This window comes from Acinetobacter corruptisaponis (genome assembly GCF_030053775.1).
GTDB classification, from domain to species: domain Bacteria; phylum Pseudomonadota; class Gammaproteobacteria; order Pseudomonadales; family Moraxellaceae; genus Acinetobacter; species Acinetobacter corruptisaponis.
Map to the genome: position 1 here is coordinate 3,355,776 of NZ_CP125669.1, position 25,454 is coordinate 3,381,229.

Annotated in this window: 19 protein-coding genes, 1 tRNA gene and 4 pseudogenes; 12 read left to right on the top strand and 12 right to left on the bottom strand. The window is 35.3% G+C overall.

Going from position 1 to position 25,454, the window contains the following annotated elements; translation table 11 throughout:
• Nucleotides 1-69: 69 nt before the first annotated feature.
• Complete coding sequence (locus tag QLH32_RS15980) at nucleotides 70-951, bottom strand: lytic transglycosylase domain-containing protein (RefSeq protein WP_283267031.1); 882 nt, start codon at nucleotides 949-951, stop codon at nucleotides 70-72.
• A 496-nt stretch (nucleotides 952-1,447) separates the two neighbouring features.
• Here QLH32_RS15980 and ttcA point away from each other — a divergent pair, with 496 nt between their 5' ends.
• Complete coding sequence (ttcA, locus tag QLH32_RS15985) at nucleotides 1,448-2,353, top strand: tRNA 2-thiocytidine(32) synthetase TtcA (RefSeq protein ID WP_267980368.1); 906 nt, start codon at nucleotides 1,448-1,450, stop codon at nucleotides 2,351-2,353.
• A 291-nt stretch (nucleotides 2,354-2,644) separates the two neighbouring features.
• Nucleotides 2,645-3,028 carry an SCP2 sterol-binding domain-containing protein gene (locus QLH32_RS15990; protein WP_004676693.1) on the top strand — a complete coding sequence of 128 codons (384 nt, stop codon included), beginning with the start codon at nucleotides 2,645-2,647 and terminating at the stop codon, nucleotides 3,026-3,028.
• A gap of 59 nt (nucleotides 3,029-3,087) precedes the next feature.
• Here QLH32_RS15990 and QLH32_RS15995 read toward each other — a convergent pair whose 3' ends face one another.
• Entirely contained in the window at nucleotides 3,088-4,197 is a 1,110-nt protein-coding gene (locus QLH32_RS15995) for a transglycosylase SLT domain-containing protein (protein WP_283267034.1), read from the bottom strand.
• Between the two features lie 372 nt (nucleotides 4,198-4,569).
• On the opposite strand from QLH32_RS15995, the pseudogene QLH32_RS16000 reads away from it, so the two are divergent.
• The 4 genes and pseudogenes from QLH32_RS16000 to QLH32_RS16015 form a co-directional block, all read left to right on the top strand.
• Nucleotides 4,570-4,710: pseudogene (locus QLH32_RS16000) on the top strand (transcription elongation factor GreB); the annotation flags it as partial.
• A 184-nt stretch (nucleotides 4,711-4,894) separates the two neighbouring features.
• On the top strand, nucleotides 4,895-6,172 hold the full coding sequence (locus tag QLH32_RS16005; RefSeq protein ID WP_283267035.1) for a hypothetical protein: 1,278 nt from the start codon (nucleotides 4,895-4,897) through the stop codon (nucleotides 6,170-6,172).
• A gap of 86 nt (nucleotides 6,173-6,258) precedes the next feature.
• Nucleotides 6,259-7,797: a site-specific DNA-methyltransferase gene (locus tag QLH32_RS16010; protein WP_283267037.1), complete on the top strand. Its 1,539-nt coding sequence runs from the start codon at nucleotides 6,259-6,261 to the stop codon at nucleotides 7,795-7,797.
• A gap of 9 nt (nucleotides 7,798-7,806) precedes the next feature.
• Nucleotides 7,807-10,494, top strand: a complete 2,688-nt coding sequence (locus QLH32_RS16015; RefSeq protein WP_283267038.1) for a DEAD/DEAH box helicase — start codon at nucleotides 7,807-7,809, stop codon at nucleotides 10,492-10,494.
• A gap of 61 nt (nucleotides 10,495-10,555) precedes the next feature.
• On the opposite strand, the gene QLH32_RS16020 is transcribed toward QLH32_RS16015, so the two are convergent.
• From QLH32_RS16020 to QLH32_RS16055, 8 genes and pseudogenes are all read right to left on the bottom strand, one after another.
• The gene (locus QLH32_RS16020) at nucleotides 10,556-12,229 is read right to left on the bottom strand and encodes an ATP-binding protein (protein ID WP_283267039.1); all 1,674 of its coding nucleotides are present in this window, start codon (nucleotides 12,227-12,229) and stop codon (nucleotides 10,556-10,558) included.
• Complete coding sequence (locus tag QLH32_RS16025; protein ID WP_283267040.1) at nucleotides 12,229-13,449, bottom strand: DUF4297 family anti-phage-associated protein; 1,221 nt, start codon at nucleotides 13,447-13,449, stop codon at nucleotides 12,229-12,231. Before QLH32_RS16025 ends, QLH32_RS16020 begins: the two co-directional genes overlap by 1 nt.
• A gap of 66 nt (nucleotides 13,450-13,515) precedes the next feature.
• On the bottom strand, nucleotides 13,516-13,989 hold the full coding sequence (gene greB / locus QLH32_RS16030; protein ID WP_004739676.1) for a transcription elongation factor GreB: 474 nt from the start codon (nucleotides 13,987-13,989) through the stop codon (nucleotides 13,516-13,518).
• On the bottom strand, nucleotides 13,986-14,594 hold the full coding sequence (gmtX, locus tag QLH32_RS16035) for a gamma-mobile-trio protein GmtX (RefSeq protein ID WP_004739674.1): 609 nt from the start codon (nucleotides 14,592-14,594) through the stop codon (nucleotides 13,986-13,988). The genes greB and gmtX overlap by 4 nt, the downstream gene beginning before the upstream one ends.
• Nucleotides 14,584-17,352, bottom strand: coding sequence for a gamma-mobile-trio integrase GmtZ (gmtZ, locus tag QLH32_RS16040; protein WP_283267043.1), 2,769 nt, complete (start codon nucleotides 17,350-17,352; stop codon nucleotides 14,584-14,586). Before gmtZ ends, gmtX begins: the two co-directional genes overlap by 11 nt.
• Nucleotides 17,349-18,347: pseudogene (gene gmtY / locus QLH32_RS16045) on the bottom strand (gamma-mobile-trio recombinase GmtY); the annotation flags it as partial. The pseudogene gmtY and the gene gmtZ, both read right to left, overlap by 4 nt.
• A 7-nt stretch (nucleotides 18,348-18,354) precedes the next feature.
• A protein-coding gene (locus QLH32_RS16050; RefSeq protein ID WP_283266669.1) for an IS3 family transposase occupies nucleotides 18,355-19,514 on the bottom strand; the annotation gives its coding sequence in 2 pieces (ribosomal slippage) (nucleotides 18,355-19,268 and nucleotides 19,268-19,514; 1,161 coding nt in all).
• Between the two features lie 72 nt (nucleotides 19,515-19,586).
• Nucleotides 19,587-19,898 (bottom strand): annotated as a pseudogene (locus tag QLH32_RS16055) (gamma-mobile-trio recombinase GmtY); the annotation flags it as partial.
• A gap of 108 nt (nucleotides 19,899-20,006) precedes the next feature.
• Between QLH32_RS16055 and QLH32_RS16060 the strand changes: the two are divergent.
• The 5 genes and pseudogenes from QLH32_RS16060 to QLH32_RS16080 all read left to right on the top strand — a co-directional run.
• Nucleotides 20,007-20,354, top strand: a pseudogene (locus QLH32_RS16060) (GreA/GreB family elongation factor); the annotation flags it as partial.
• Nucleotides 20,355-20,450: 96 nt separating this feature from the next.
• Nucleotides 20,451-20,540, top strand: a tRNA-Ser gene (locus QLH32_RS16065).
• Between the two features lie 167 nt (nucleotides 20,541-20,707).
• Nucleotides 20,708-21,922 carry a tyrosine-type recombinase/integrase gene (locus QLH32_RS16070; RefSeq protein ID WP_256414509.1) on the top strand — a complete coding sequence of 405 codons (1,215 nt, stop codon included), beginning with the start codon at nucleotides 20,708-20,710 and terminating at the stop codon, nucleotides 21,920-21,922.
• A 232-nt stretch (nucleotides 21,923-22,154) separates the two neighbouring features.
• A complete protein-coding gene (locus QLH32_RS16075) occupies nucleotides 22,155-22,484 on the top strand; it encodes a hypothetical protein (protein WP_256414508.1) in 330 nt (109 codons plus the stop codon).
• An 85-nt stretch (nucleotides 22,485-22,569) separates the two neighbouring features.
• A complete protein-coding gene (locus QLH32_RS16080) occupies nucleotides 22,570-23,376 on the top strand; it encodes a DUF5677 domain-containing protein (protein ID WP_256414507.1) in 807 nt (268 codons plus the stop codon).
• A gap of 162 nt (nucleotides 23,377-23,538) precedes the next feature.
• Here QLH32_RS16080 and QLH32_RS16085 read toward each other — a convergent pair whose 3' ends face one another.
• Both QLH32_RS16085 and QLH32_RS16090 read right to left on the bottom strand, forming a co-directional pair.
• Nucleotides 23,539-23,805, bottom strand: a complete 267-nt coding sequence (locus QLH32_RS16085) for a helix-turn-helix transcriptional regulator (RefSeq protein WP_256414505.1) — start codon at nucleotides 23,803-23,805, stop codon at nucleotides 23,539-23,541.
• 21 nt (nucleotides 23,806-23,826) lie between these two features.
• Nucleotides 23,827-24,117, bottom strand: a complete 291-nt coding sequence (locus QLH32_RS16090) for a pyocin activator PrtN family protein (RefSeq protein WP_371924518.1) — start codon at nucleotides 24,115-24,117, stop codon at nucleotides 23,827-23,829.
• A gap of 158 nt (nucleotides 24,118-24,275) precedes the next feature.
• Between QLH32_RS16090 and QLH32_RS16095 the strand changes: the two genes are divergently transcribed.
• Nucleotides 24,276-25,451 (top strand): hypothetical protein, encoded by a 1,176-nt coding sequence (locus QLH32_RS16095; protein ID WP_256414504.1) that lies wholly within the window; start codon nucleotides 24,276-24,278, stop codon nucleotides 25,449-25,451.
• The last annotated feature ends 3 nt before the right edge of the window (nucleotides 25,452-25,454 follow it).

Here is a 25,454-nt window from a genome sequence, read left to right on the forward strand (position 1 = left end):
AGGGACTTAAAAGCAAATTTTTATAAAAAACAGCTAAAATCATCAGGTGAGAATAGATGAAGTAAATTGCTAGTCACTCAGGCGAATTCGGGCAGATGCAGTGGCATTGCTGGTGGTATATGTTCCCATCGGTGCATCAGTGAAAGTACCATCTGACAGGGTGATAATTTGACGGCTGTACTGTTTGGCCGTTGGTGCGGGTTCGGTAGGGTTGTTGGAATTCGTGGAATAATTGGCGGATTGCGCCAGCACTTGTCCGTTTGGAGTATTGTTGCTTGAGTCAGAAAGCGGGGTGCCCAGACCTGATGAATAAAGGTTTTGCAGGCGGCTGGTAACACGGCGTACATAGTCCTGAGTTTCACGGAACGGGGGAATACCGCCGTATTTGTCCACATTGCCTTCACCCGCATTATAAGCGGCAATTGCAAGACGGGTGTCACCGTTAAAACGTTTTAATAGCCAGCTTAGATATTTGACCCCACCAAAAATATTCTGCTGTGGGTCGTAGGCATTATTGACATTAAAGCGACGGGCTGTTGCAGGCATGAGTTGCATCAGGCCCTGTGCCCCTACAGGTGAGCGTGCATTAATGTTAAAGCCCGATTCGGTGTGCATGATGGCCTTAACCAAACCCTCTGAAACGCCATGTTGCTGGGCGGCCTGCCGAATCAGTTGGTCAAATGCATTTTTATTACGGCTGTAGCTTGGCAGAACAGAAGCTTCGCTCGCGCCCCAGTTACTATAACTGTGAATGTTACTGTCAGGATAATAGGTGGCTTTCACCACTTTTAAATGATTATATTCTGCTTTCTTGCGGTTGGTCAGCAGGGTGGTGCCATTGGTGTCTTTAAATTGATAAATGGTCTGCCCAGCATACGAGGTCGATACTGTGCTATGAAAAAAACCGATTGACCCCAAACAAAGAGCAAAAAAATAAGTTGTTTTGTCCATCGTTATAATATTCACAAAAGATGAGCTTAAGTTCTTCACAGCAGTTTAACAAAAAAAAGCATAAAAAGTACTTTGGCTACAATTTTTTTATTTTTCACTGTCTGACAAAAATCAAGTCATTTTGTGCGAATGTTCAGCAAAAAAAATTAAAATATTTTTTTTAAAATCGAAGTATTGACTTATATAACCTATTGATTTTATTTTGATAAAAACATTGGTTAAAAAATGATCAATTTAATCGAACGCCTTATTTTAAGATAAAAACAGTTTGTCAATAGCGTAGAAATCCACAATTTTATCCACAGGTTTTGTGGAAAACTGTGGAAAAGTTTGAAATATAAGCAATCCAGACAATTTTTACTTATTTTGGTCAGAATTTTACCAGTATGAAACTCTAATATGACGATTCAAAGAAATTGAAAAATTCTTTAGGTGCGCATTTTTTCGGAATCAGATAAAATCTTGCGGTATTTTTGTTTATGGGTAAATCACGTCTATGTACGCGCCAGTCGAGTCCAACCAAGGATTTAATTTCAAGCCTGAACTTCCGACCAGTTCGGCATATTATCGCCTGTTGAAAAAGCTGCGTCGTCAAGTTGGACATGCGATTCGTGATTACAACATGATCGAGGATGGCGACAAGGTCATGGTCTGTGTTTCGGGCGGTAAGGACAGCTACACCTTGCTGGACATCCTGTTGCAGTTCAAGCGTATTGCACCAATCAATTTCGATATTGTTGCGGTGAATCTGGACCAGAAACAGCCTGGCTTCCCAGAAGACGTTTTGCCACGTTATATGGAAGAGAACAACATTCCCTACTACATCCTTGAAAAAGACACCTATACCATCACCAAGCGTTTAACACCTGAGGGCAAGACCTATTGCGCTGTGTGCTCACGCCTGCGCCGTGGTTCCCTCTATGGCTTTGCCCAGGAGATTGGTGCAACCAAGGTCGCGTTGGGACACCATCGTGATGACATCATGGCCACGTTTTTCCTGAACCTATTCCATGGCGGTAGCCTAAAGGCAATGCCACCGAAATTACTGTCTTCAGATAAAAAGAATATCCTGATTCGTCCTTTGGCCTATGTCGAGGAAAAAGACATTATCAAGTATGCAGAATTGCGTAAGTTCCCAATTATTCCTTGTAACCTGTGTGGTTCACAGGAAAACTTACAGCGTGCCATCATCAATGACATGCTGCGTGAGTGGGATAGACAATATCCGAAACGCCTGCACAGCATCTTTGGCGCATTGCAGAACGTTTCTCCATCACAACTGGCTGACCGTGAGTTATTCGACTTTGAGGCGCTGGACGGGCAACGTGAGTTTGATATGAAAGATCCTGAGGAGATGAAGAATCGTCTGGATGTGGTGAACCTCAGCTTTGCTGCGGAATAATCCATATAATCTTCTGCCATAATCAAATAACTTGACCGCAATACATGATGAAATCTGTATTGCGGTTTTTTATGATTTTATTTACAAACAATTTGCACTAAAAAAATTCAAATTTTGATCAATAAGCGATAAAGGTAGCAATAAGCATCTAAAAAATTCAGTTCGAGGTACAAAAAAGCATAGCCTAAACTAAAAATTACATGCTATAACAGGGCACAAGCAAATTGCTTCATGTGATGTCGTCTGGATAGATGGCACAAGAAATTGAACAAATACATTTGAGGAAGAATCATGGCTGCATTTTTAACTGATGATTGGTTTGCAACTGTTGAAAAACTTACTGCTGAGGCGGGTGATTTAAACTTACCACCAGCACTTGCGAATTTAGCGATTAACTTGGTTGTTACAGATGCGGCTGGTAATACAGAGTTGGCTTTAGATGCGGGTAAAATCCAAAAGGGTTTATCTCCAAACGCTAAAACCACTTTGAACATGGATGCGGAAACTTTACGTAAAGTATTCCTTGAGTTTGACATGGCTGCTGCGATGCAGGCATTCATGACAGGTAAAATCAAGGTTCAAGGCGATATGTCCCAGCTTATGGCTTTACAGACAGCTAAACCAAGCCAGGAACAAAAAGACCTATTCAAGAAAGTGCTTGAGCAAACTGCTTAATTGTTTTCTGAACAAAAAAAGCTTACCCAAAGGTAAGCTTTTTTTGTTCCTGTCTGGATTCAGACATCAATGCGGTTACTGGTTTTGATGTGCTCTAGATAGGTGCGGATACGGGTGACGTATTGAACCGCTTGCTTATAGCGACCATTGCGTGCCTGATTGCGCTGTAAATAGTCATATAGGTTCACCCACTGATTTGGGTCCTTGCCTTGAGCCTTGATCCGTTTCTGAATCTGGTTCACTGCACCAGGTCCCATGTTGTATGCCACCAGCGCATACCAGTTACGGTCTGGGTAGGCTACATTGGCATATTGATCCAGCATCAGGTCATAATACTTCGCACCACCCTGAATACTCTGTATTGGATCAGATCGGTTACTGACACCCATTGCCTGCGCTGTACTGTTGGTCAGCATCATTAAGCCGCGGACACCCGTGGGAGACACCGAGCTAGGCTTTAGGTAAGACTCCTGATAGCCAATTGCTGCCAACAGGTGCCAATCCAGATTGTATTTTGCAGCACTCTGTTTAAAGCTCGCCTTATAAATCGGTAAACGTTGATTCAGGTCTTTCTGAATAGTCGACCAGGATTCAGGTTTGACCACATTCCGATTATAGAAAGAGGCGAGTTGTTGAGTGGTGCCTGATTGCTTGCTCTGACAGACAAAACCACTGGCTGTCAGGGTAAGGGGATCATCAGCCTGTTTAAACACCCAGTTAAGCTGGGGATTTAGTCCGTTACGGCTCAAACTTGCTTGATCACCACAGCTTGCCGAGAAAGAAACCAGTTGTTTGCTCTCAATTGTGGCAAGTGTTGCCGTGGTCATGGCTAGGTTGGCCTTGCCTTGGGCAACCCATTTCAATGCGGTTGCATTGTCTGGAACAGTTTTAAAGTCAAGTTTTACGTTGAGGCTCTGTGCATAGTTGCGGGCTAAATCATAGCCGAAACCATGCAGAAACTGACCGTCTTTAAAAACAGTAGTTGGGTTTTCAACTGCAACCACTGTTAAAACATTGGTTGTCACAACCGTGTTGTATTGATGTGATTTTTCTGCATTCAAGCTATTGAATGGCATAATGACGATGCCTAAAGCAAGGGCCTGGAATGGTAGCTTGGAAGATAAAGAGTTAAGGCTAGGCCTAGACCCAGAACTTGAATTACTGTGCATGTTGTCTCCGCTACAGGTAATTTATGCCCTAAAAATTGAGGCAAAACTTCACCACAACTTCTAAAAGTTGATAAATTAAATCGGGGTGGGCAAGTCATGAACGTCATTCAAAATGACATTGGGTTAATGGAAAAATGATGAAAATGTTTCACATCATTTACAAAGTGTATAAAAAGTAAACGAAAAACTAACTTAGGAGCGCATCTTAAGCGTCAGAAAGAAGCTTGTCAAATTTTGATCAGTAAAAATATGAGAAATACATCACAAACACATGATTTGAAAAAGAATAAAATTTATACACTTTAGTCGTGTTGAAATAAGGAATACAATGCAAAAACTTGTAAATGGATTGTTGTTGTAGCGTTTTTAAATATGAAATCGAACTTGATCACACGTAATGGGCATGACTTGCTAGTTGCTGAATTAAAAAAACTATGGCATGACGAACGTCCAGAAATCACCAAAAAGGTAAACTGGGCCGCAAGTTTGGGAGATCGTTCAGAAAATGCAGATTAGAAAAAATAACCCTATATTTCATACTAAAATAATAATTATTAATAAAAAACAAAATCTTATAAATAGTATGTATACTATTTAGTTGTACTATTATACTTCAGTTACAATTCAATAATGGATCTAAAGTTTAACTAGTTGAAAAATAGAATACTTTAAGAAATTATTGATAAAATTTTCCACAATGACTAAACAAAATATCTTAATACACGTTATAGATGATGAATCAAAAACTTATGATTTACTTATTAAGGATTATTGGGCATTAAGTTGGGAAACACATGATTTTGAATATTCATTAAAAAATCTTGTAAAAAAACATGGATTCAATAATATTTCTAACTTAGAAGCTATCATTGCTAAATTTAGTTTTGTTACATCTACTATTGAAAATTCAAATTGTCTTAGTTGTAATCAAAAAATTAAGGCTAGATCACGTATGGAGTTAAAAAAGCTTTTTCAAAATGAATTAAGTTGCCAAAATTGTTTAAGTAAAGATATAAATAACCAAGCTGAAGTAATTATAGAAAAAATTGAATCAGTTATAAAAGATGACTATTCATTTTTATTTATGAAAAATTCATTTAATTTAACTTATTTAGAAAAAATTTATTTGTATCTAATTGCTCTTAAATGCCAAGTAAATCAGCATGGTAAATTGGATAAAGAAATTTGGAAAGATATGTTTATTACTGAAAGAGCTAATCAGAACTTCTTAATTAAGTCATTGTATAAAAAAAGAGTCATTTTTAATAGTAAAAAAACAGATGAAATTATAGGGGTATTTAATGATGCAAACAAATTTTTTTATAAAAACTCACATTTAATACGTGCTGAACTATCTAGTAGATATAAAAAATACAAGTATATTTTTTTTGATGGGAACACCTTTTTAAATTTAGATCTAATTAGTGGAAGTTTTAACCAAATGTTGGAAGAATTAAGTATAGAATTAGACTATTATGAACTGGATTATTTGGATATTAAAGAAATTAGAGAGTTTGTTATCGAGCAAAAGAAAATTGATGCATATGAGCTAATTTTAAATATACAAAAATATAAACCCATCCCAATTGAAAAATCTATTGAATTGGATCACGTAATTATTGAGTTAGTTGAAAAGTATAATCTCTTAGTTGTAAATAGTATGTTAAGTTATCATGCGGATAAAGTTGCTTCAAATTTGTATAGCTTAGAGCATGGAGAAAGAAAAGATAGATATTATTCTGTGAATAAGATGTTTATCGCGAGGATCACATCTTACTTAGAACATTGTAAGTTAAATAATAAAGTTCCATCTCATACACGAAATATTGGATTTAATTGGAGTTATACTTGCTTAGAGTACTTTGTTAGTAAAAGTATAATAAATGATGGACTCTCTTGGACTACTTTTAGTGGTGATGAGTTAATTCATAAGTGGTTAAATAGTGATAAAGTAACGATAAAACCTGATTTTTAATTTTTAGCAGTAAAAAATCTAATCAACATTTAAAGGCTAGTTTTTGATAAAATAAAGTCATATTTTATCTTACATTCAGTGATGTTATGCCTTTACTTGATTGGGTCAATCGAAACCAAGCTGAAGAAACAGCAACCAATGTGCCTTATCATCTTTTAAAATTTGAACAATCATATGGTGATAAGCAACAAGCAAAAGAAAACCTAATTATTCAAGGTGACAATTTACAGGCATTGAAAGCATTGCTCCCGCTTTATGGAGGTCAAGTAAAATGTATCTTCATTGACCCTCCATACAATACACAATCAGCTTTTGAGCACTATGATGACAAGCTAGAACATGCTCAGTGGCTTTCTATGATGTATCCACGCTTGCAACTGTTAAAAGAGCTTTTAGCTGATGATGGCTCTATTTGGATCACGTTGGATGATAATGAAGCGCACTATCTAAAAGTAATGTGTGATGAGGTATTTACAAGAAACAATTTTGTCGCAAATGTTGTTTGGCAAAAAAGAACCTCCCCAGATATGAGAAGTACTTTAGGTGCGGGGCATGACAATATTTTAGTTTATGCTAAGCATTTCAGTTCGTTTAAAAAAATTCTGAAAAAAGTTCCTAAAACTGCTGAACAAATAAAAACATATAAAAATCCTGATAATGATCCGAGAGGACCATGGGTATCTTCCGATTATACTGCTCAAGGATTTCGCCCAAATCAAATGTATACAATAACTACCCCAAACGGTAATAAATATACGCCTCCTGCAGGAACATGCTGGAAAAATATTGAAGAAGTATTTTTACAGCTCGTAAATGACGGAAGAATGTGGTTTGGTAAAGATGGTGGAGGTATGCCTCGCCGAAAAACATATCTATCTGAATCAGAGGGACAAAATGCTTGGACATGGTGGACTAATGCTGAAGTTGGACATACACAAGAAGCTAAAAAAGAAGTAAATAATTTATTTGGTGTAGAGAATACATTTGATACACCTAAGCCAGAACGGCTATTAGAACGTATCTTACATTTATCAACTAATACAAAAGATATAGTTCTTGACTCTTTTTTAGGCTCAGGAACAACGTCTGCTGTCGCTCATAAAATGGGAAGACGTTATATTGGGATTGAAATGGGGGAGCATGCAAAAACCCATGTGATCCCACGTCTTGAAAAAGTCATTGAGGGTGAACAAGGCGGTATTTCCAAAACTGTTAATTGGCAAGGCGGTGGTGGATTCAGTTTTTATACTTTAGGTAATCCAGTATTTGATGATAATGGCTTTTTAAATGCTGAAGTTAAGTTTAAAGACCTTGCTAGTTATGTATGGTGGTTAGAAACAAAATTTGCATTAAACCAAACTGAAAATTTTGATAATCCATTCTTAGGTATTCATGAAAGTACAGCCTACTATTTGCTGTATAACGGTATTTTAGGTGATCGACGACCAAATGGTGGAAATGTCCTTACGTCATCTGTATTGAATCATTTGAATGAATGTCATGCCCATGATGGTAAACGAATCGTGATTGGCGAAGCCTCCCGTTTAAGTCCTGCTCGATTGGAAGCATTGAATATCGAGTTTAAACAAATTCCATATTCACTCTATGGCAATAAGGCTAAGTAAGGATTATTCATGTCACTTCAATTAAAAAATTATCAACATCAGTCTTTACAAGCTTTAGAGCAATTTTTTACCTTAGCTGCATCATTTGGGGCAGAAAGAGCTTTTAAGCAGTGTGTGAGCGAAAATATTCAATATAACGACCGTTTAGAAGGCATTCCAAGCGTATGTCTGCGTGTTCCCACAGGCGGTGGTAAAACCTTACTAGCATCACATAGTATTCCTATTGCAGCTCGAAATTATGTAAATACGGATACGCCTATTGTTTTATGGCTTGTTCCAACGGATATGATTCGTCAGCAGACACTTGAAGCCTTGGTAGATGTTACACATCCTTATAGACAAGCTTTGCAAGGTTACTACGGTGATAAATTAAAAATTTGTGATATTGAAAGCTTACAAACATTAAATAAACATGATGTTAATCAATCCTGTATTGTAATTTTGACCACAATTCAAATTTTTAATATTGACAAAGAAAAGACATTTCAACGCAATGCCTACGCTTTTGATGAATCCTTGAGTGAACATTTCACTGGTTTAACAGAATTTCAGACCAAAGATATGGATCGTGTTACGGCAGATACATTGCAGTATCAGCCATTCTTGACTGAAAAAGATATAGGGCGTGTGAAACATTCGTTGGTGAATTTCTTTAATCTACATCGCCCAATTATCATTGTCGATGAGGCACATAAAAACCGTGGCGGTAAGACCTTCTTTCCCACACTGAAGCGTTTAAATCCAAGTTGTTTGGTGGAACTAACAGCCACACCTAAAGATAATAATGTGCTTTATTCAGTGTCGGCTGCTGAACTCAAAGTCGCTGAGATGATTAAGCTTCCAGTTGTACTTACTGAACATCCTCATAGTTGGCAGGACTGTATTCGTGATGCACTTATTCAACGTAAAAAATTAGAGTTAATTGCACAAAAAGAAAAAGAATATATTCGCCCTATTTTATTGATCCAAGCTCAAGATAAAAATGGCGAAGCAAATGTTGATGCTGTAAAGCAACACTTGTTAAGTGAATACGGAGAAGAGATCACTGAAGAATGGATTGCTATCTCTACAGGGCAAACTAAAGAGCTTGAAGATGAAAATCTGTTTAGCCCTACCAGTAAAGTGAAAATTGTCATCACGGTCGAAGCTTTAAAAGAAGGTTGGGATTGTTCTTTCGCTTATGTATTGGCAAGTTTGCAAAACATTAACTCAGCGACTGATGTCGAGCAGCTATTAGGGCGTGTCTTGCGTATGCCTTACGCAAAATTACGCCAAAATGATGAACTCAACAAAGCATATGCCCATGTGATTTCCAGCTCTATAGCGCAAGCAACCATGCTACTTAAAGACCGTATGGTGCAGAATATGGGCTTTAATAAATGGGAGGCTGATACAGCCATTGTGGTTAACCCTCAACCTGAATTAAATCTAGGTCAAACAGGCAGTGGTGGAGCTAAGCCTACACCTGAAGTCATTATCTCTGTACCTTTTGAGGTAAAGGCAGATACTATTCCTACTGGGTTACAACTTTCAGTTCAGAAACTAGATAACAGCCAAGGTACATCTTTAGTTATCAATAAAGGTACAACTGACGAAGAATTTGACCAAATTGAACAGGCTGTTATTGATCAAGCAACTCCAAAACAGAAAGCTCAAGTGAAAGAAGCCTTTGATGATGCTCGTGCCGAAAGACAAGCGTATCAAGCACCTGAGAACTGGAATGCGACATTTGCATTGATTCCGCAATTAGGTTTATTTGTAGATGGTGAATGGCAAGTTGCTGATAAAGAGGCGATTGAAGACTCCGTGGAATGGAATTTACTCGATTTTCCTGTGCAGCTTGAAGGTTTTAATATCAGAGAAACTGTAAATAGTTTTGAAATTGATCTAAATATTGAAGATCAAGAATTAAAATATGGACAATTAGGTAGTCAGCAAATCCAATTTTCTGACATGCCAACACTCATCACTGAAAATGATTTACTAAACTGGCTTGATCGTAAAGTAAGACGTCAAGGTTTAACACAAATCCAATTAAGAGCTTATTTAACAAAACTAATTAGTTATTTGTTAAATGTACGAAATTTCACTTTAACCCAATTGCATCGTGCTCAGTTCCAACTGTCACTTGCTGTATCAAATGAATTGGATCGTTTATTCGAATTAGCTCGTAAAAAGGCTTTTCAGGGTGATTTATTTAGTCAGTTACAGGTAGCTAACGAGCCACAACTTGAAAATAGTTTTGAATTTAAGCGTGGCATGTATCCAGTTAAGAAGCCTTATCGTGGTAGTTTTAAGTTTAAGAAACATTTCTATGCCCAAATTGATGATTTAAGAGAAAAAACAGACGGTGGTAATATTTCTGAAGAGTTTCAATGCGCTCAGTTATTAGACTTACATCCTAAAGTTAAATATTGGGTGAGAAATATTCCTAAGCAACCTCAATATTCTTTTTGGCTACCAACTGAAAAAGACTATTTTTACCCTGACTTTGTTGCGGAATTAGTAGATGGTTCTATTTTTGTCTTAGAATACAAAGGCGGGCATTTAGATACTGCTGATAATGCTCGTGTGAAGAATGCTATCGGGAAACAATGGGCTAAGGATAGTAATGGCAAACGAATATTCTTGATGGCTAAAAAGCAAGATGAAGTTGGACGTAGTTTGGAAGAGCAGATTAATACTATATTAATTTGAAATCTGAATATAACTGATCAAGAGGAAATAAGTTATTTTCTCTTGATCAAAGTGGTATAAATTATTTGTGCCATTCGGTTTTTATTTTCGATATATCAATATCTTTCCATTTATTTTTCCATAGTTCCCAGTATGGGATATCATTTGATGATGGAGCAATAGAGCAAGGCTCAATTTGAACAATCGATGGAAGTATTATGGATTCACCAACCAAAAGAGCTTCACCTTGTTTAAATGACGTCATTTTATCAATCAAAGAACCCAAAGAATCAGGTAATAACTTTCTGACATAAGCTTGGTCGACAGGATTAGTGAGTCTCATAGCTATGAAGTTATTGCATTGTGCAAATATAGTTTCAGAAATTTCAGAAGGTCGCTGACTCGCCAATAGTAAAGTGACGCCATATTTTCGTCCTTCTTTGGCAATCCTTTCAATAGAGAGTTTTGAAGATCTATATTTGGATAAATCACTATTTGGTACATATTTGTGTGCTTCTTCATATACCAATAAGATAGGTGCATCATTATTAATTTTTTCTTCAGGATTTTCTATACAGCGCAATTTTTTATATATATAACCATACTCAAAAATTAATCTTGATATTAAAGATACAGTTATACTCAATACTTCAAAAGGAACGCCGCTTAGGTCAATAATAGTGATATTCGATTCTTTTTTGGGAGTAAAACCTAAGAGATTTTGTAAGGTTTCTTCAAATGTAATATTTTTAGATTTTTCCCCTAGAAAAAAATCTAATCTTTTGTCATTAATTTTATTTTCAAGCCGATTAATAAAATTTGTTAGTTTGCCATACAAACTACCTTGATTGAGTTTAGGTTGTCCTTTTTTATCACCTGAAGCATAGACCTCACCAGTATCTATTTGTTCTGTATTTTTAAATTTTGAAAAATTTAAAACTTCATTAATATCAAAAAGTATTGGTGAATCAAGATGAATTTTTTGCTTATCATCTTCATCACCTGTAAATTTCTGTTTTCTATCAAATATTATAGATTCTTTGAATATATTACGTTGGTTATGATCATTAGCTTCTGTATCTAAAAAGAATTCTTCCAACTCTTCACTATTTAACATCCAATATGGAAGTATTAAATTTGAAATATCAATGTAATTTGCGTTTGGAAAAGCTGTTTTATACTCAGAGTGAACATCAAAAACAATAACATGAGAGTTATTTAAATGAAAATCTTCATGTTTTTCAGAGGTAGCTTTTTGGATAATTTTTGCTAAAGTATGAGATTTTCCAGAGCCCGTTGAACCTACTATAGCAATATGTTTATTAAAAAACTTGTTCCCATTAATTGGTACGGCAACTTCTTTATTAGAAGCCAGATGTGAAAAAGTAAAGCTTTCAACAGGATTAACTGTATCCTCATAAATCTTTTTTATGTCTTCGATAGTTGCAGGAACAACTTCTTTTGGAGGAATAGCTAATGAATCACCTCCTCGTTCAAATTTACCATTTCTGAGCACTCCTAATGGAAATGCTTCAATAATATAGTTTTGTACACCTTCGCCTACAGAAATTTGAAAATTTTCAATTACAGCTATTAATACCGCATTTTCATTATCAGCAATTTTTAAGTATGAACCAACTTTTAGTGACTCTTCAGCAACTTTGAAATGTTCTAAATCCTCGACAACAATTTTTACTTTATCAGGGAATACGGCTATAACTTGGGCATTTATTTTTTCATTTGTATCTGACGTCATCATATAATTTCCTTAATATCTGTAAAGTGTTCTACTTGAATGTTATGAATTCCAATTGATGGGTCTGAATATTCAAAGTAAGGTGTTGTTATAAAAAATTGATAAACTTTTTTCGTTTTATTAGGGATAGAGCCAAGAGTTAGTTCCAAATCTGTTAATACATTCAATACTTTAACTTTAATTTGATTGTGGTAGGTTGCAGTTTGTGCAACTGAAATTGGATTGAATTCTGCTCCCTGAAAATCATAACCATCAATGAAATTAAATTTTTCTTTGAATAATTCAGTTTTGATAGAAATTAATTCAGAATTTTCTATTCCATGAACTAAAATATATGGGCAAAATGATATATTTCCATATTTAGAAATTTTGGACCATTTTTTAGAAATTATGAAAATCAACTCTTTAAGCTCGTTTCTAATATAAAAATCTTGATTTATTTCAATCAAAAAAAATCTTTCAAACGGTTCTATATTCAAAGAAGTAAAATATTCTTGTTTTAGATTTTTAAAATGTGCTTGTTTACCTTTTAATTTAATAAACCATTCATTAAAAAGAATTTTTGAATTATTTACTTTTTCTAGGAATGACTTTTTGGTTATTGTTCTATTCTCTTCAAGAGGATTAATTGATAAATCTTTAATGATTCTTAATGCATTATTATAATAATAGGATTCAGCTGAGTATCTTGTTGATTTATAACAAGCACAAAGCGAATCTATTAATTGGTTATATTGAGCATTATATTCAGGACAATTTACATTAATTGATAAGTAGGATAAAAAAACTTCTAACTGTTCATCAGTTAGACCTAAGTTTACATGATGTTCTTGCTTCACTTTTTCTTCGGTATATGTAAGAAAATTCTTTTTTAAAAAAGCTATATCAAAGCTATTTGGAATTTTATCTTGCCCAGATTTATAATATCTATTTATTTGGTACTTGATAGCCTCTTTTTCTCCAATTGTGACTTTTTTAAAATGATTCAGCATATGCATAACAGCTTTTTTTATAACAGAATGATTATATTCAGATTTGGAGTAGTATTTACACTGTATTGCTGATAATTCAGTCGCTGTTTTAACATCAATATCTTCGATACATTCGATAGCAACACTGTCTTCTAATGAACTTAGATTTAGTATCTCAAGAATTGATTGATCAAATTGGTAAAAGTACCCAGTCAGGGTATCAACAGCGCTTCTGTCATAATCAGTCATTTTATTTTATTTGAAAGCTAAAAATACCATAATATCCATAATTTAATTAAAAACAATATATTAGAATTATTCAGCATAAAAAATTTTAGCTATATACCAATTTTTCTTGCCAGTAGGTGTATGCACTTGAATTTCATCATCTACCGACTTACCTAAACAAGCTTTTGCTATAGGTGATTGCAGAGAAATATAGTCTTTGCGACCATAGATTTCGTCATCCCCTACAATACGAAATTTTATAATTTCACCTTCATCATTTTCTAATTCAACCCACGCACCAAAATAGGCTTTACCATCTTGCTCAGGGCTATATTCAACTTTATAGGCAACTTCAAAAAGCTTAGTTAAGTATCTAATTCTACGATCAATTTCACGTAACTTTCTTTTATTGTAGATATAATCAGCGTTTTCAGACCGATCGCCGAGACTAGCTGCCCAAGACACAATTTTAGTAATTTCAGGACGTTCTTTACGAACCAAATAATTTAACTCGTCTTGTAAACGTTGATAGCCTTCAGCCGTTAATAATTTACGATTCAAGACAAATACTCCAAAGCCTTCCGTAAGGCATCTAATGTTGACACTTTAAAAACTGGCTTATTCGACTCATCTACAAGCTCACCATAATGAGTGGGCTTTAAATTCCATTTTTTTTGGAAATCTATAGACAATAAATACTGTAATGCTCGTACTTCTTGATCAGAAAGCTTAAAAGATTCATCAGGTATCATATTCTTATGATCATAAATATCAATCCTTTGTTTAGGAGGAATGATTTCACGGATCATTTGTTGAGCTTCTTTTAACTCAGATGCCATAATCCGTACAAGCAATTGATGCTTGGGATTTTGAATTTCTTCAATCCATGCATTATCTGTTGGAGATGGTTTTGTTAATTTAGTCGTCTGGGATGAATCTGCAAAACATTGAATCAGTGCTCTATATTTTTCACCTGTCTTATTTCTGATGCTTTGCGCTTTAGGGACACCTCGATTAAATCCTAAATTAGCAATCGTACTTACAGAAAAATCCTGAATTCCACGTTCCTGTTGCTCCATACATACTTCATAGATTGCATCGAGTGACTGTTGGATTTTAAGTGATGATCCATGTTTTAACTTATGTAATAACTCTTCAGGATTCACGACTTACCTCAATTAAATTTGGTGAATTATGTAGAATGAGTTCAATCTCTGATTTTGAAATTTGTTCAGTTTCAGAAAGTTCTATTAGTTTAAGCTTTCCATCTATAACACTTTGCACTTTATCCCAAGATTTGAGACGACTCATCAATAACTTGAAAATTTGATTGCCTGCTGAAAGTTGCTGTTCTTTAGATAACATGAATAAAGCGGGCATAATTTCATTAAACATTGCCATTTTATCAATGAGCTGAGTTCTTGGATAAATAGCTTGATCTGCATTACAAGATTTATAAATGGCTGCATTTTCACAGACTTCTTGTAATTGTTGATAATGGCTCACTTCTTCCATTTCTAATATCAATTCAGCATTAGGGGCTGTAATTAAGGAAAGTTTTTCATCGCTCTCTATAAGGGGATTGTTGTTGATGAGCTTGTGGCATTTCGTAATATGACTATAAGCCGATTGGATATCGCATAAAAGCATATCCAATTTTTTAGCGGCTGTTTCATATTCAGATTCGAAATTTCGAAGTTCAGTCTCAAGCTTGGATCTGTTTGCTGTGCCTTCAAATTTTTCTTTCTTCAAATTGGCTATGTATTCTTCTTTTTCAATATTCTCTATATCTTGATTAATCTGATTGATTTTAAGTTGTAGCTTGGAACATATTTCAGATTGATCATTGGATTGGAGTAATATCTCATTTGTAATTGCCAATAGACCACCAAGAAAGGCGGGTCCAGTAATGAAATGTCTACAACGTATACAATTCTGAGTTCCTAAATAACCTTGAGGTGTAGGGGTATAGAATGAACTACTTTTTATTAACTCACCGCCATCCTCACATCTTGAAGCGGCAAAAGGGCAAATACCATAATCTCTAAAAATAAAATTACCTGCAGGAACCTCATTAGACAAAGCTTGCAGTAATTCCAAATTATTGCCAACCAATTGGTTTTTAACACTTTCAATTTTATTTTGTTCAATGGTTCTTTGAATAGATTCTACTTCAGATTTTAAGGCAATTTTCTCACCTTCTTCTAATCGAGTTCTAATGTCATGATTGGAAACTTTGCAATAATAGATCGACATAATTACGGAGCTATGACCAACGATTTTCATCACAATTTCAATTGGCATGCCCATTTCAAGAACATAGGCTGTAATGAGGCTAACACGCATGCTATGGGGTGTATATTTAGACTTATATGCACCTAAAACTGCTCTATTTCCTTCAAGTGTAGTTAAGCAAAGATTTGAGGGCTGTATATTATAAAGAGCAGCTGCTAATCTCGGGGTTAATGCATTTCCGACATTCGCTGCCTCAAAATCATTAAAGCGCCTAAAAAGAAAACAATTCAAGCCTTTGCCTTTTCTTTGTACCTCATTTAAATTTGTTCTTTGACAATCAATCCAAGCACTCGGATATGAGATAGGATTATATTTTTGTTGCCATTTTCGGAGCCTAATTAGCCAATATGTTAAATCTTCGGGTATCCACGGAATTGTGTAGCCTTGTCCGTTGTTATTTGTTTTATTTGTAGTTGTAAAGATACCTGTTTGACCATCAGGCATTCTTTTTATGAATGATTGTTCTTTAGTCAATCCAGAAAGTGGGGAATTATTTTTTTGCCAAATTACTTTGTTTTGCTGATCTAAATCTGCAATATACTCATCGGCTTCACCAGAATCATTATAGGCGATTTGTCGTCCTCTTAAGGGAACTTTGGTGAGTGTATAAGTATGAATCCAGTCAGTTGGGCACCATAAATATGCTTGATTATCAATTACACGGTATACACAATCTAAATCATGTAAATCTAATTGATCAAAGCTTACTTTTACCCAATCTGCATCGAATTTATGAAAGTGCTCTAAATCTTGAAAGTTTTTTGCATTGGTTGGAATAATCCATTCTTGAGCTTTTTTAACAAAATGGTATTGTAAGCATGGCTTTGTTGTTTCAGAGCGGATTGAGCTAGATGATATATTTTGTTGATTGAGTAAAAGGCTGAACGGATTTCTAGCATTATCGACTCGTACTATTTCGCCTGTTTCTTCATCTTCAATCGTTAAATCATTGTCAATAATGTAATCTAAGAATTCATTGACATAAACAACGAGTTTCCTCCTCATAGGTTCAGATTCTATATTTTCAAGAATATCTCGAAAGGGTTTTACATCGAATTTTTCCTGTATAAGAAAAGCATGTGGTGTTTTGCTTTTATCAAATTGTTCAATATAAAGACGAACGAAACGACAAAGCTGAGTTTCTTTAGTACCTCCACCACGAGCTTTAGTCATAAATTCTTTAATTTTTATTGCCCAAGTGACATAGTCAGAAGAAATAAAATCTGGCTTAAATGGTTCTGTTTTACCTAAAAATTTATACCAGTTTTCCCATTCATTTGGATATGCAGTTTGTGGATCAAGTGGAAGACTTAGATCATTTAATTTTAAAATAAAAGCTTTGTACTCTTTCGCATTTTTAAGATTTTTGTTTTCAATCAAATTTTTTAGTTCGACATATGAAATAAAATCAGCTATTTCAAAAAAATCTTTATAGCTAATCCATTCGTCATAAATTCTTTCGGGATGAGCAGGTAGCCCATATTCTCTATATTTCTGTTTATAGAGTACTGAGTTTGTAATACCTTCATTTTTACAAAATTGTTTTAAAGAATCTAAGCTAGGAAAAGTCGAAAACTCTTTATTAAATCGTTTACTTTCAATTCGTCTGATTGCTTGAGGTTTAATCATTTAATCGCTCTCAACTTTTCTTGGACTTCTTCAATTGTTGGTTTGATATAAACAAGACATGATGTTGGGCTTTTATGATGCATAGCTTTTTGAATTTCGACTTGATTTAAACCAGCCTGACGCGCACGAAATCCATATGCATGACGATGACCATGCTCAGTCGTACCAAGAGATTTTTTGCAAATTAGCCCGATACGCTCTACTGCACGTTTATGCAGGCGTTGAAAGTTTTTTATAGTTTCAGGCTGACCTAAATTATTTGTAAATGCAAAAGGATGTGGATTACTTTTCAGCGGCTCTACACGCTGATATTTGAGATAGTTTGCCCAAATTAATAAGAAATCTTTAGCTTTTTCAGGAGGGTTAAATACAACCTCAAAGTAACCTTGTTTAGATGTAAGTAATGGGGACTTCCATCCTGCATATAAACGTTCGGTAAATGGATAGTTATTTCTAGGCTTCAATGATGTTTTGGATAAAAGAAATTCACGTCTATTTTTGAAATGAGGGTCTGGAGCTAGACCTAATTCAGGATGATAAACACGAACAAGAGCTTCTTGAGGACGGTTTGGGTTTAATGTGATATCTGAAGTGTAAATATGAAAAATTTCACTTTTCCTAAGCCCACCGTAATTCATCAACATCGTAATCGCTTGCGATTTATAGTCATATTTACCATTTTTTTCGAACCCTAAGTAAATCAATCTTTCAATTTGATCTTCAGGGAAACGAACTGCATATTCAAAATCAATCAGGTCTTCATTGAACGATCCAACCAAACGAACTTGCTGCTGTGATAAATCTCTTTTAGTTAAATGATTTAGAAAGACATTTGCTTGTTTATGATAATAAGCGCACCAATTTAGACGCTCTTCATAACTTGTGGCTTTGCGAAATGGATTTATACGAATTGTTGAATGTTCATCCTGTGAAGTCAGAAAATCAGTGTAATGGGTAATATGAAATAATAGATTATTGGTATCTCTGACTGTGCGTGTGATCCTAGACAGTATCGTGGACAGCATATCCCTCTAAATTCTTAAAATATTTATGTTCAAAGGCTTCAGGACTTAACCAGCCGTTTGCAGAATGTCGTCTGATTCGATTGTAGTAAACTTCAATATATTCAAACAAGATAGCATTGGCTTCTTTTCGAGTGGCAAATACACTGCCATGTATCACATGACCTTTCAATGTATGAAAGAAGCTTTCAGTCACCGCATTATCCCAACAATTCCCCCTACGTGACATGCTTTGAATACAGTGATTCGCCAATAATAGTGCTCTAAAATCACGACTACAGTACTGTGAGCCTTGGTCCGAATGCACCATGACACCTGTTGGATATCCCTGACGTGCCATTGCATAATTAAATGCATCATATACCAATTGACGATCTATCCGATGGCTGGTTTGCCAACCTATAATACGACGACTAAATAAATCTAGCATCACACATAAATACAGCCAACCTTCTTTGGTTCGGATATAGGTGATGTCTGTTGTCCAAACTTTATTTGGCAGAGTGACTGTAAACTGGCGATCTAATAAATTCGGTGCCGTCGGCAAACGATGATTTGAATCAGTCGTATGCTTATATTTACGTGCAATCTTGCTGCGTAAACTGAGCTTTTTCAGCATCCTTCCAACTGTACGTTCACTCATGCAGTAACCTAAATCATGCATGTCGTGCACCAATGAAGGTGCTCCTAAGCGAGCATGGTGTTGCCAATATACAGCTTTTAAATCAGTGTACTTCTGATTGACGTAAGTCTGTCTCTTTCGCCAAGCATAGTAGCCCGAAGTGCTGACACCTAGGCATTTACAGGCAGAAGAAACCGTAATTTCAGTCACAGCTAGGCCTTGGATTACCGTGTACTTTTCTTGGCATGATCTGTCAGGAAGTACACATGCGCCTTTTTTAAAATATCATTAGCTTCCCTGAGTTGTTTGACTTCTTTTTCTAAATCGAGAATACGCTGTTGTTCTGGCGAGAGCTGTCTTTTGCTGGAACCAGTGGGGTTGGTCTCACGAATCCATTTATCTAATGTTGAATAACCCACACCTAATTTCTGGGCGATAGCAGCCACAGATTCGTGCGAGTTTGAAAGTGCATAATCAATTGCTTGTTGTTTAAATTCTGGACTAAAGCGTTTAGCCATTTTTACATCTCCAAAGTTAACGTTACGTTATCTTTAGAGGGAATCATTGTCCATTATTTTGGCTAGGATCAGTGGTCGCCAATAAAGATTAAGAGAATCTGTACGGGTTGTTGGGTCAATTGTGCCTGTGATTAATGCCTCGGTGAAAGCTTTCAGTAATTTAGTAGCATTCTCAATTTGTGGAACTGAATTTATATACTTCAATAAAAGTTTAAGTGCATAACAAGATCTTTCTTTCCATGATTCACTTTTTGAATTAAACCAAGCCAAATAGCGCAAATGAGAAATGATGATTCCTTTCTCAGTCAAGAGGCAAGGCAAGACTAAGGTGGTTTGAGTAGAACAATCTTTGTAATTTACATAAATTTTCTTAACGTAAGCCATATACTATTTAGTATGAAGTATGAGGTTTTCTCAATTTAAACTTATCATTATTTGATCTATTGTCAATACAGAATACTAGAAATAGTATGTTTTAAGGTGGGGTTATAATATCAATATAATAAACAATTACTTAGAAAAATAGATCGTCGTGTTCGCTATTTGGGTAAGCGTTTAGAGGAATTGAAAATCGTTGACTTTGTGCCTGAGCAAGAGGGAAAAGTCTACTTTGGTGCCTGGGTTGAAATAGAGAATGATGATGGTGAACAGAAAACCTTGCGTATCGTGGGGGTAGATGAAATCTACGACCATCACTCTCAGCATATCTCAATTGAATCTCCTATGGCGCGGGCACTGTTAAGTAAACAGGTGGATGATGAGGTTGAGGTGCACACGCCATTAGGTAAAAAAGTCTGGTATATCAACTCAATTCGATATGAAAAACCTGAAAATGCTTAAAATAACAGTGTTTTGCTTTTATTTTGAGCACTTGATATGGGCTTTTAAATAAAATATTTGCCAAGTTGAGCTTTTATTTATATGATAGCCGCCATTGGAAGCGTGGCAGAGCGGTTTAATGCACCGGTCTTGAAAACCGACGAGGGTGTGAGTCCTCCGTGAGTTCGAATCTCACCGCTTCCGCCAAATTCAAGTTTCTGACACTGTTTAACACTATATAAGTTTATGATTTATAAAGTTAAAGTTGGAAATATACGATATAACAAGCCCTGACGCACTACGCCAATCGGTAGTTATAAAGTAGTAAAAAATGCAGTAAGATTATTTCTTACTGCATTTTTTATGTCTGAATTATGGCAACTCGTGGAATCAATAAGCTTAGTGCTTTACAAGTCAAAAAAGCCAAACCTGATCCTGACAAGATGTATAAGCTGTCAGACGGTGGAAATTTGTATTTGCGTATTGACCAAAGCGGTAGCAAGTACTGGATCTTCAATTACACACGTCCGTTCTTAGGTAAGCGTAATGATTTATCTTTAGGGACTTATCCAGAAGTTTCGTTAGATGACGCACGTACGATTCGTGATGAATATAAGAAACTCATCAAGCAGGGCATAGACCCAGCAATGGAGCGGATTGAAACCAAGTCTCAGAAACAGAAAGAAGCAGAAAATACCTTTCGTATTGTTGCTGAAGCATGGCTATATAAACGTGAACTTGAACAAAAGCAGGATGAGGAAACAGTCCGTCGTTTAAAGCACGATGTCTATCCTTACATTGGTGATTTAACCTTTCCACAGCTTACCTTAGAAATCCTTGAGATTAAGGTCTTTAAGCGCATCATTGAGCGTGGAGCCTTGTCAGTTGCCAAACGCCTTAAATCAGACCTGAACCAAATCTTTAAATCAGCGCGTAAAAAGAAGCTGATTCAATACAATCCTATTGAGGATATTGAATTGCCCAAACCACGGGGTGGGAACTTTGCAGCAGTAACAGAGGAGCAAGACCTAGCTCCGATGCTTAATAAAATTTGGAACTACTCCAAACTTTATACACGCTGTTTACTGACCACACAGGTGGCGTTAAAAATCTCTGTGCTGACATTTCAGCGACCAGGGGAGATACGCAAGCTGAAAAAAGAGTATTTCTATCGTGAGGAGAGATGCTTTAAATTTACAGCCAGTAAAACCAGGCAGCTTCATATTGTGCCATTGTCAGATCAAGCCTTTGACTTGATTGAGTCAATTATTGATCTGCATCCATACAGCGAATATATTTTCGTGGGTCGGGATGGTAAAACCTGTATTTCTGACAATACTATCAATTCAGCCTTGAAACGTTTGGGCTATGGTGGTGAGCAGACAGCACATGGCTTTAGGGCAACAGCACGTACCATGCTAGATGAAATCTTGGAACAACGAGTTGATTTTATTGAGCATCAATTAGCCCATAAGGTCAAAGACAATAATGGTACAGCTTACAACCGAACCAAATTCCTAAATAAACGCCAACAGATGATGCAGGAATGGGCTGATTATTTGGAATCTTTACTCGAACTGCAATTTTAATGACATCGAAAAACAGCTAAAGATAAATAGACCATTTTATCTCGATCATTGGACTATATCAAAGAGTTCTTGGCAGCTTGGCAAAGGCTAGGCTTTCTCATAGTGGTCGTTATGACATGAGTAAGCTTAAAACTGATTGTGGCCAATGGTGACCTTTTAGGCTGATTTTAAAGCTTGTTTTATATCTGATGTTTAATTTGTGTTATATTGGAATGCAAAAGTGGGGACATTTATGAATCAGGCTCAATTTTTAAAACGTTTTTTTGAGATTGAGGCTGGTAAAAAGTTACCTCATTCTGAGGAAACTTATAGTGATATGAGTTTTGAAGTAACGATTACACCATATGTTCCTGAAAAAAATTACGTTGTAGTATTCTCTGGTAGTCATCCAATATTTCCCATAATTATTGACTTTCCAACAAATGAACATCATTTAAGATTAGGTCTTATTGATCTTTTTCTTATTGCTACAGATAAAGTTAGAAAAGGTAAAAAGCGGATTAATTTTCTTAAACTCATTGATGAGTATGTAAGAACAAATAATTTAATCCAATTGGATTAGTTGTGACCTTGGATAAATAAGATTTTGTTTAATGTTATAGAAAATATAGAATATAAGTATCCATCTCTTTGGAAATTTAAAGTAAATGGCAATAGGCGATAAAAAATTTACGGTAGCTTTTAAAAGTTACTGTAGAACACTTAACCTAGCAGTTAAAATTTCTCGCTTGGGGGCAGGTCGATATGGTGAAAAAGATAAAGTAGTTTGGGCCTGTATTCTTTTTACTAAACTATGCACGACTAGTAGAAGCTTAAGAAAATTATTAGATCACGATGTGTCCAAGGAATATAAAGCGGATTGGGATTATTCCTCAGCTTTTAGCCTTACGAGGAATATAATGGAATGTTATCAAACGCTTTTTTATTTATGTTTTGATAATGTGTCGGATGAAGAGTTAGAAGCCAGAAAGGCTCTTTTTAATGTGCATGATTACTATTCTAGAAAACAGTTTTTTTCATTTTTCCCTGATAGTTATGATGGAGAAAGAGAAAATGTTGAGATTGAGAAACTTGTTCTAGAAAAATTAGAAAGTTGTAGCTTTTTTAAAGACTTACAAGAAAATGAAAAAAGTAAATATTTAAAAGGAAAAAATGCTTTTTTTATAAGTAGAGAGGATATTGAAGAGCGAGAAGGAGTAGATAAAAATGATTTCAGATATTGGTATAAGCTGTTATCAACGAATGTTCATTCTTTCCCAATGGGATTTTTTAGAATGATTGAAGGGAATAGAGGGACAGGAGTACATTCAGAGGTTGAGGAAGGATATAGTGCGGTTGCTTTAGAGCTTGCGGAAAGTTATTTAATTCGTGGCTGTCGCAATATGTTAATTTTTTTTCCAGATATTCTAGAAAAAATTAGCCCTCAAGAAAAAAAACTACTCTACATTGAATAAGCTCGTTTATTAGACATTTAAAATTTGAGTGGAACACAGATTTCTTAATAATGATTAGATAAAAGGTTTAAGGTAATCTGTAAGAATTTCTAAAATTAATATTACCTCTTATGCAAAATATTATGATTTAAAAACAGCCTGTCATAGACAGGCTGTTTCGTTTTATGCTGCTTTTGTATTTTTCTGCTCAAGCCAAGCATTGATTTGACTTTCTGCCCATGTTGGCATACTTGCTGTTAAGTATGTCGGTTCAGGAAAATCACCACGACGAATCATTTTCCAGAAAGTTGATTCAGCCACATTTAGTAAGCCTTTACTTGCAGGCTTGTGGGACAGTCTCCGTCTGCGACCACTACGATCTACATAGTCCTTTGCTGGGCGTTCAGGATAGTTCACCAAATCCTTGACACGATAGCGAGGTTCTAACATTTCATGCTCCCTAAATGTTGCTTAGATTGTTGCTTGGATGGCTTTTTGCATCGAGGTTTGGAAGCCTCGATAATTTTGTGCGTAAATTTCATCCAGCACGCTAGCCAGTTCCTCTATCCGTACAAAGAATGGTGCTTTTTGACTGTCATCTATTCTAAAGCACACAAAAGGAAATTTGTGCTGACGTGCTTTTTCAAGCACTTTTTCTTTGCAAAGATGGGGGTAATATTCTTTGCAGACATCCTCCAGTTTGATATAAACTGAACGGAACTTTAAAAATAAATAGTCGATGGTGTTTAACTCGTTCATCATGACTCCATTGTTTGGTAAAGTACAAAACAAAGCAGAAAGTAAAAAGCTGGGTTGCCCCAACACTTTTGTGCTGCTTGATGAAGGACATTTTGGTACATCACCATCCTGTATTAAATGTGGTAAAAAGAGTCCCCCTTTCTGCCAAGACACAACACGCTATGCCTAGCCTTACAGAAGTTCAAAATACAGCCATCACACTTATGGATTATTTCTATTTCCATGATACAGCATCACTCTCGACTTATTCAGTTCCTAAAAATGAGTTTTTTCCGCATTTTACAAAAACGATTGATGATGTAACCTATGCTAGAGGTCATCAAGGAAAAAAATTCCATTTATATCAACATTTTTTATTGTGCTACATTGAAACTATGGCAGGTACTCCACAACCATTAGAGGTTAATAATTATCTTGAGTTGGTTGAGGCTGCCAATAGACTATTAGAAAAAGTGGCAAGTAATGTAGAGAAACAAGGCTTTGCTTTAGATGAGTTTCGTGCAGATATAGATACATTAGATGAAATATATAAGTTTGCTACTATAAAAAGAGAACTGGTATATAAGTTAGTTGCTCAATATCTCTATTTTGAATATGACCTAACTTCAATTGCAGTATTTAATAAATTTTTAGACCTTGAGATTTTGAAATCAGATCGCTATCAAGCTAAAAATGCAGAGGATAAAAAAGAGCGTTTTAATGATATTTTCTTTAGAGCAATGTTATTCATTGAATTTGAGGTTTATAAAAAACAGTTATACGTGAAAAATACTTATAAAAAAATAACTTTAGAGATTGACTTTAATAACTCAGAAGAAAAAATTAATGATATGCTTTTATTTGTAAAATCAATGAAACAGGTTCAATTACAGATAGGAAATGATTATCAGAGTATTGCAGATATAGACCTAGATTCTAAAAAGAGTATAGAGAAGTATATAAAAGAAATAAACAGCAGATTGGTTCACAATAGATTGTTTTTAAATAATATTTCTCAATGCATAGGACTCATGGGAAGTTGGTTTGTGAACTATTTTAAAGAGACTAATACTGAACGAGCTACTCATGCAGAGCCATTAAACGAAGATGATCCAAAGAAAAAAGTCTGTACAGTTGAAGCTAAAGAGCGAATGTTCGAGCATGGATTTACCTTACATGAGCCAAGAACATTTAATGATCATTATAAAGATTTCTGTTTATATTATCGGTTGGTAAGAGAGTATTTCCGTACATTTTCAGAAGATCAAATTGGTATTATGACTCCTGATATTATAAATTATTTCTTTATTATTAGAAATGATGATGTACGTTTTGGCCCCCTATTTAAAACACTATAGAGG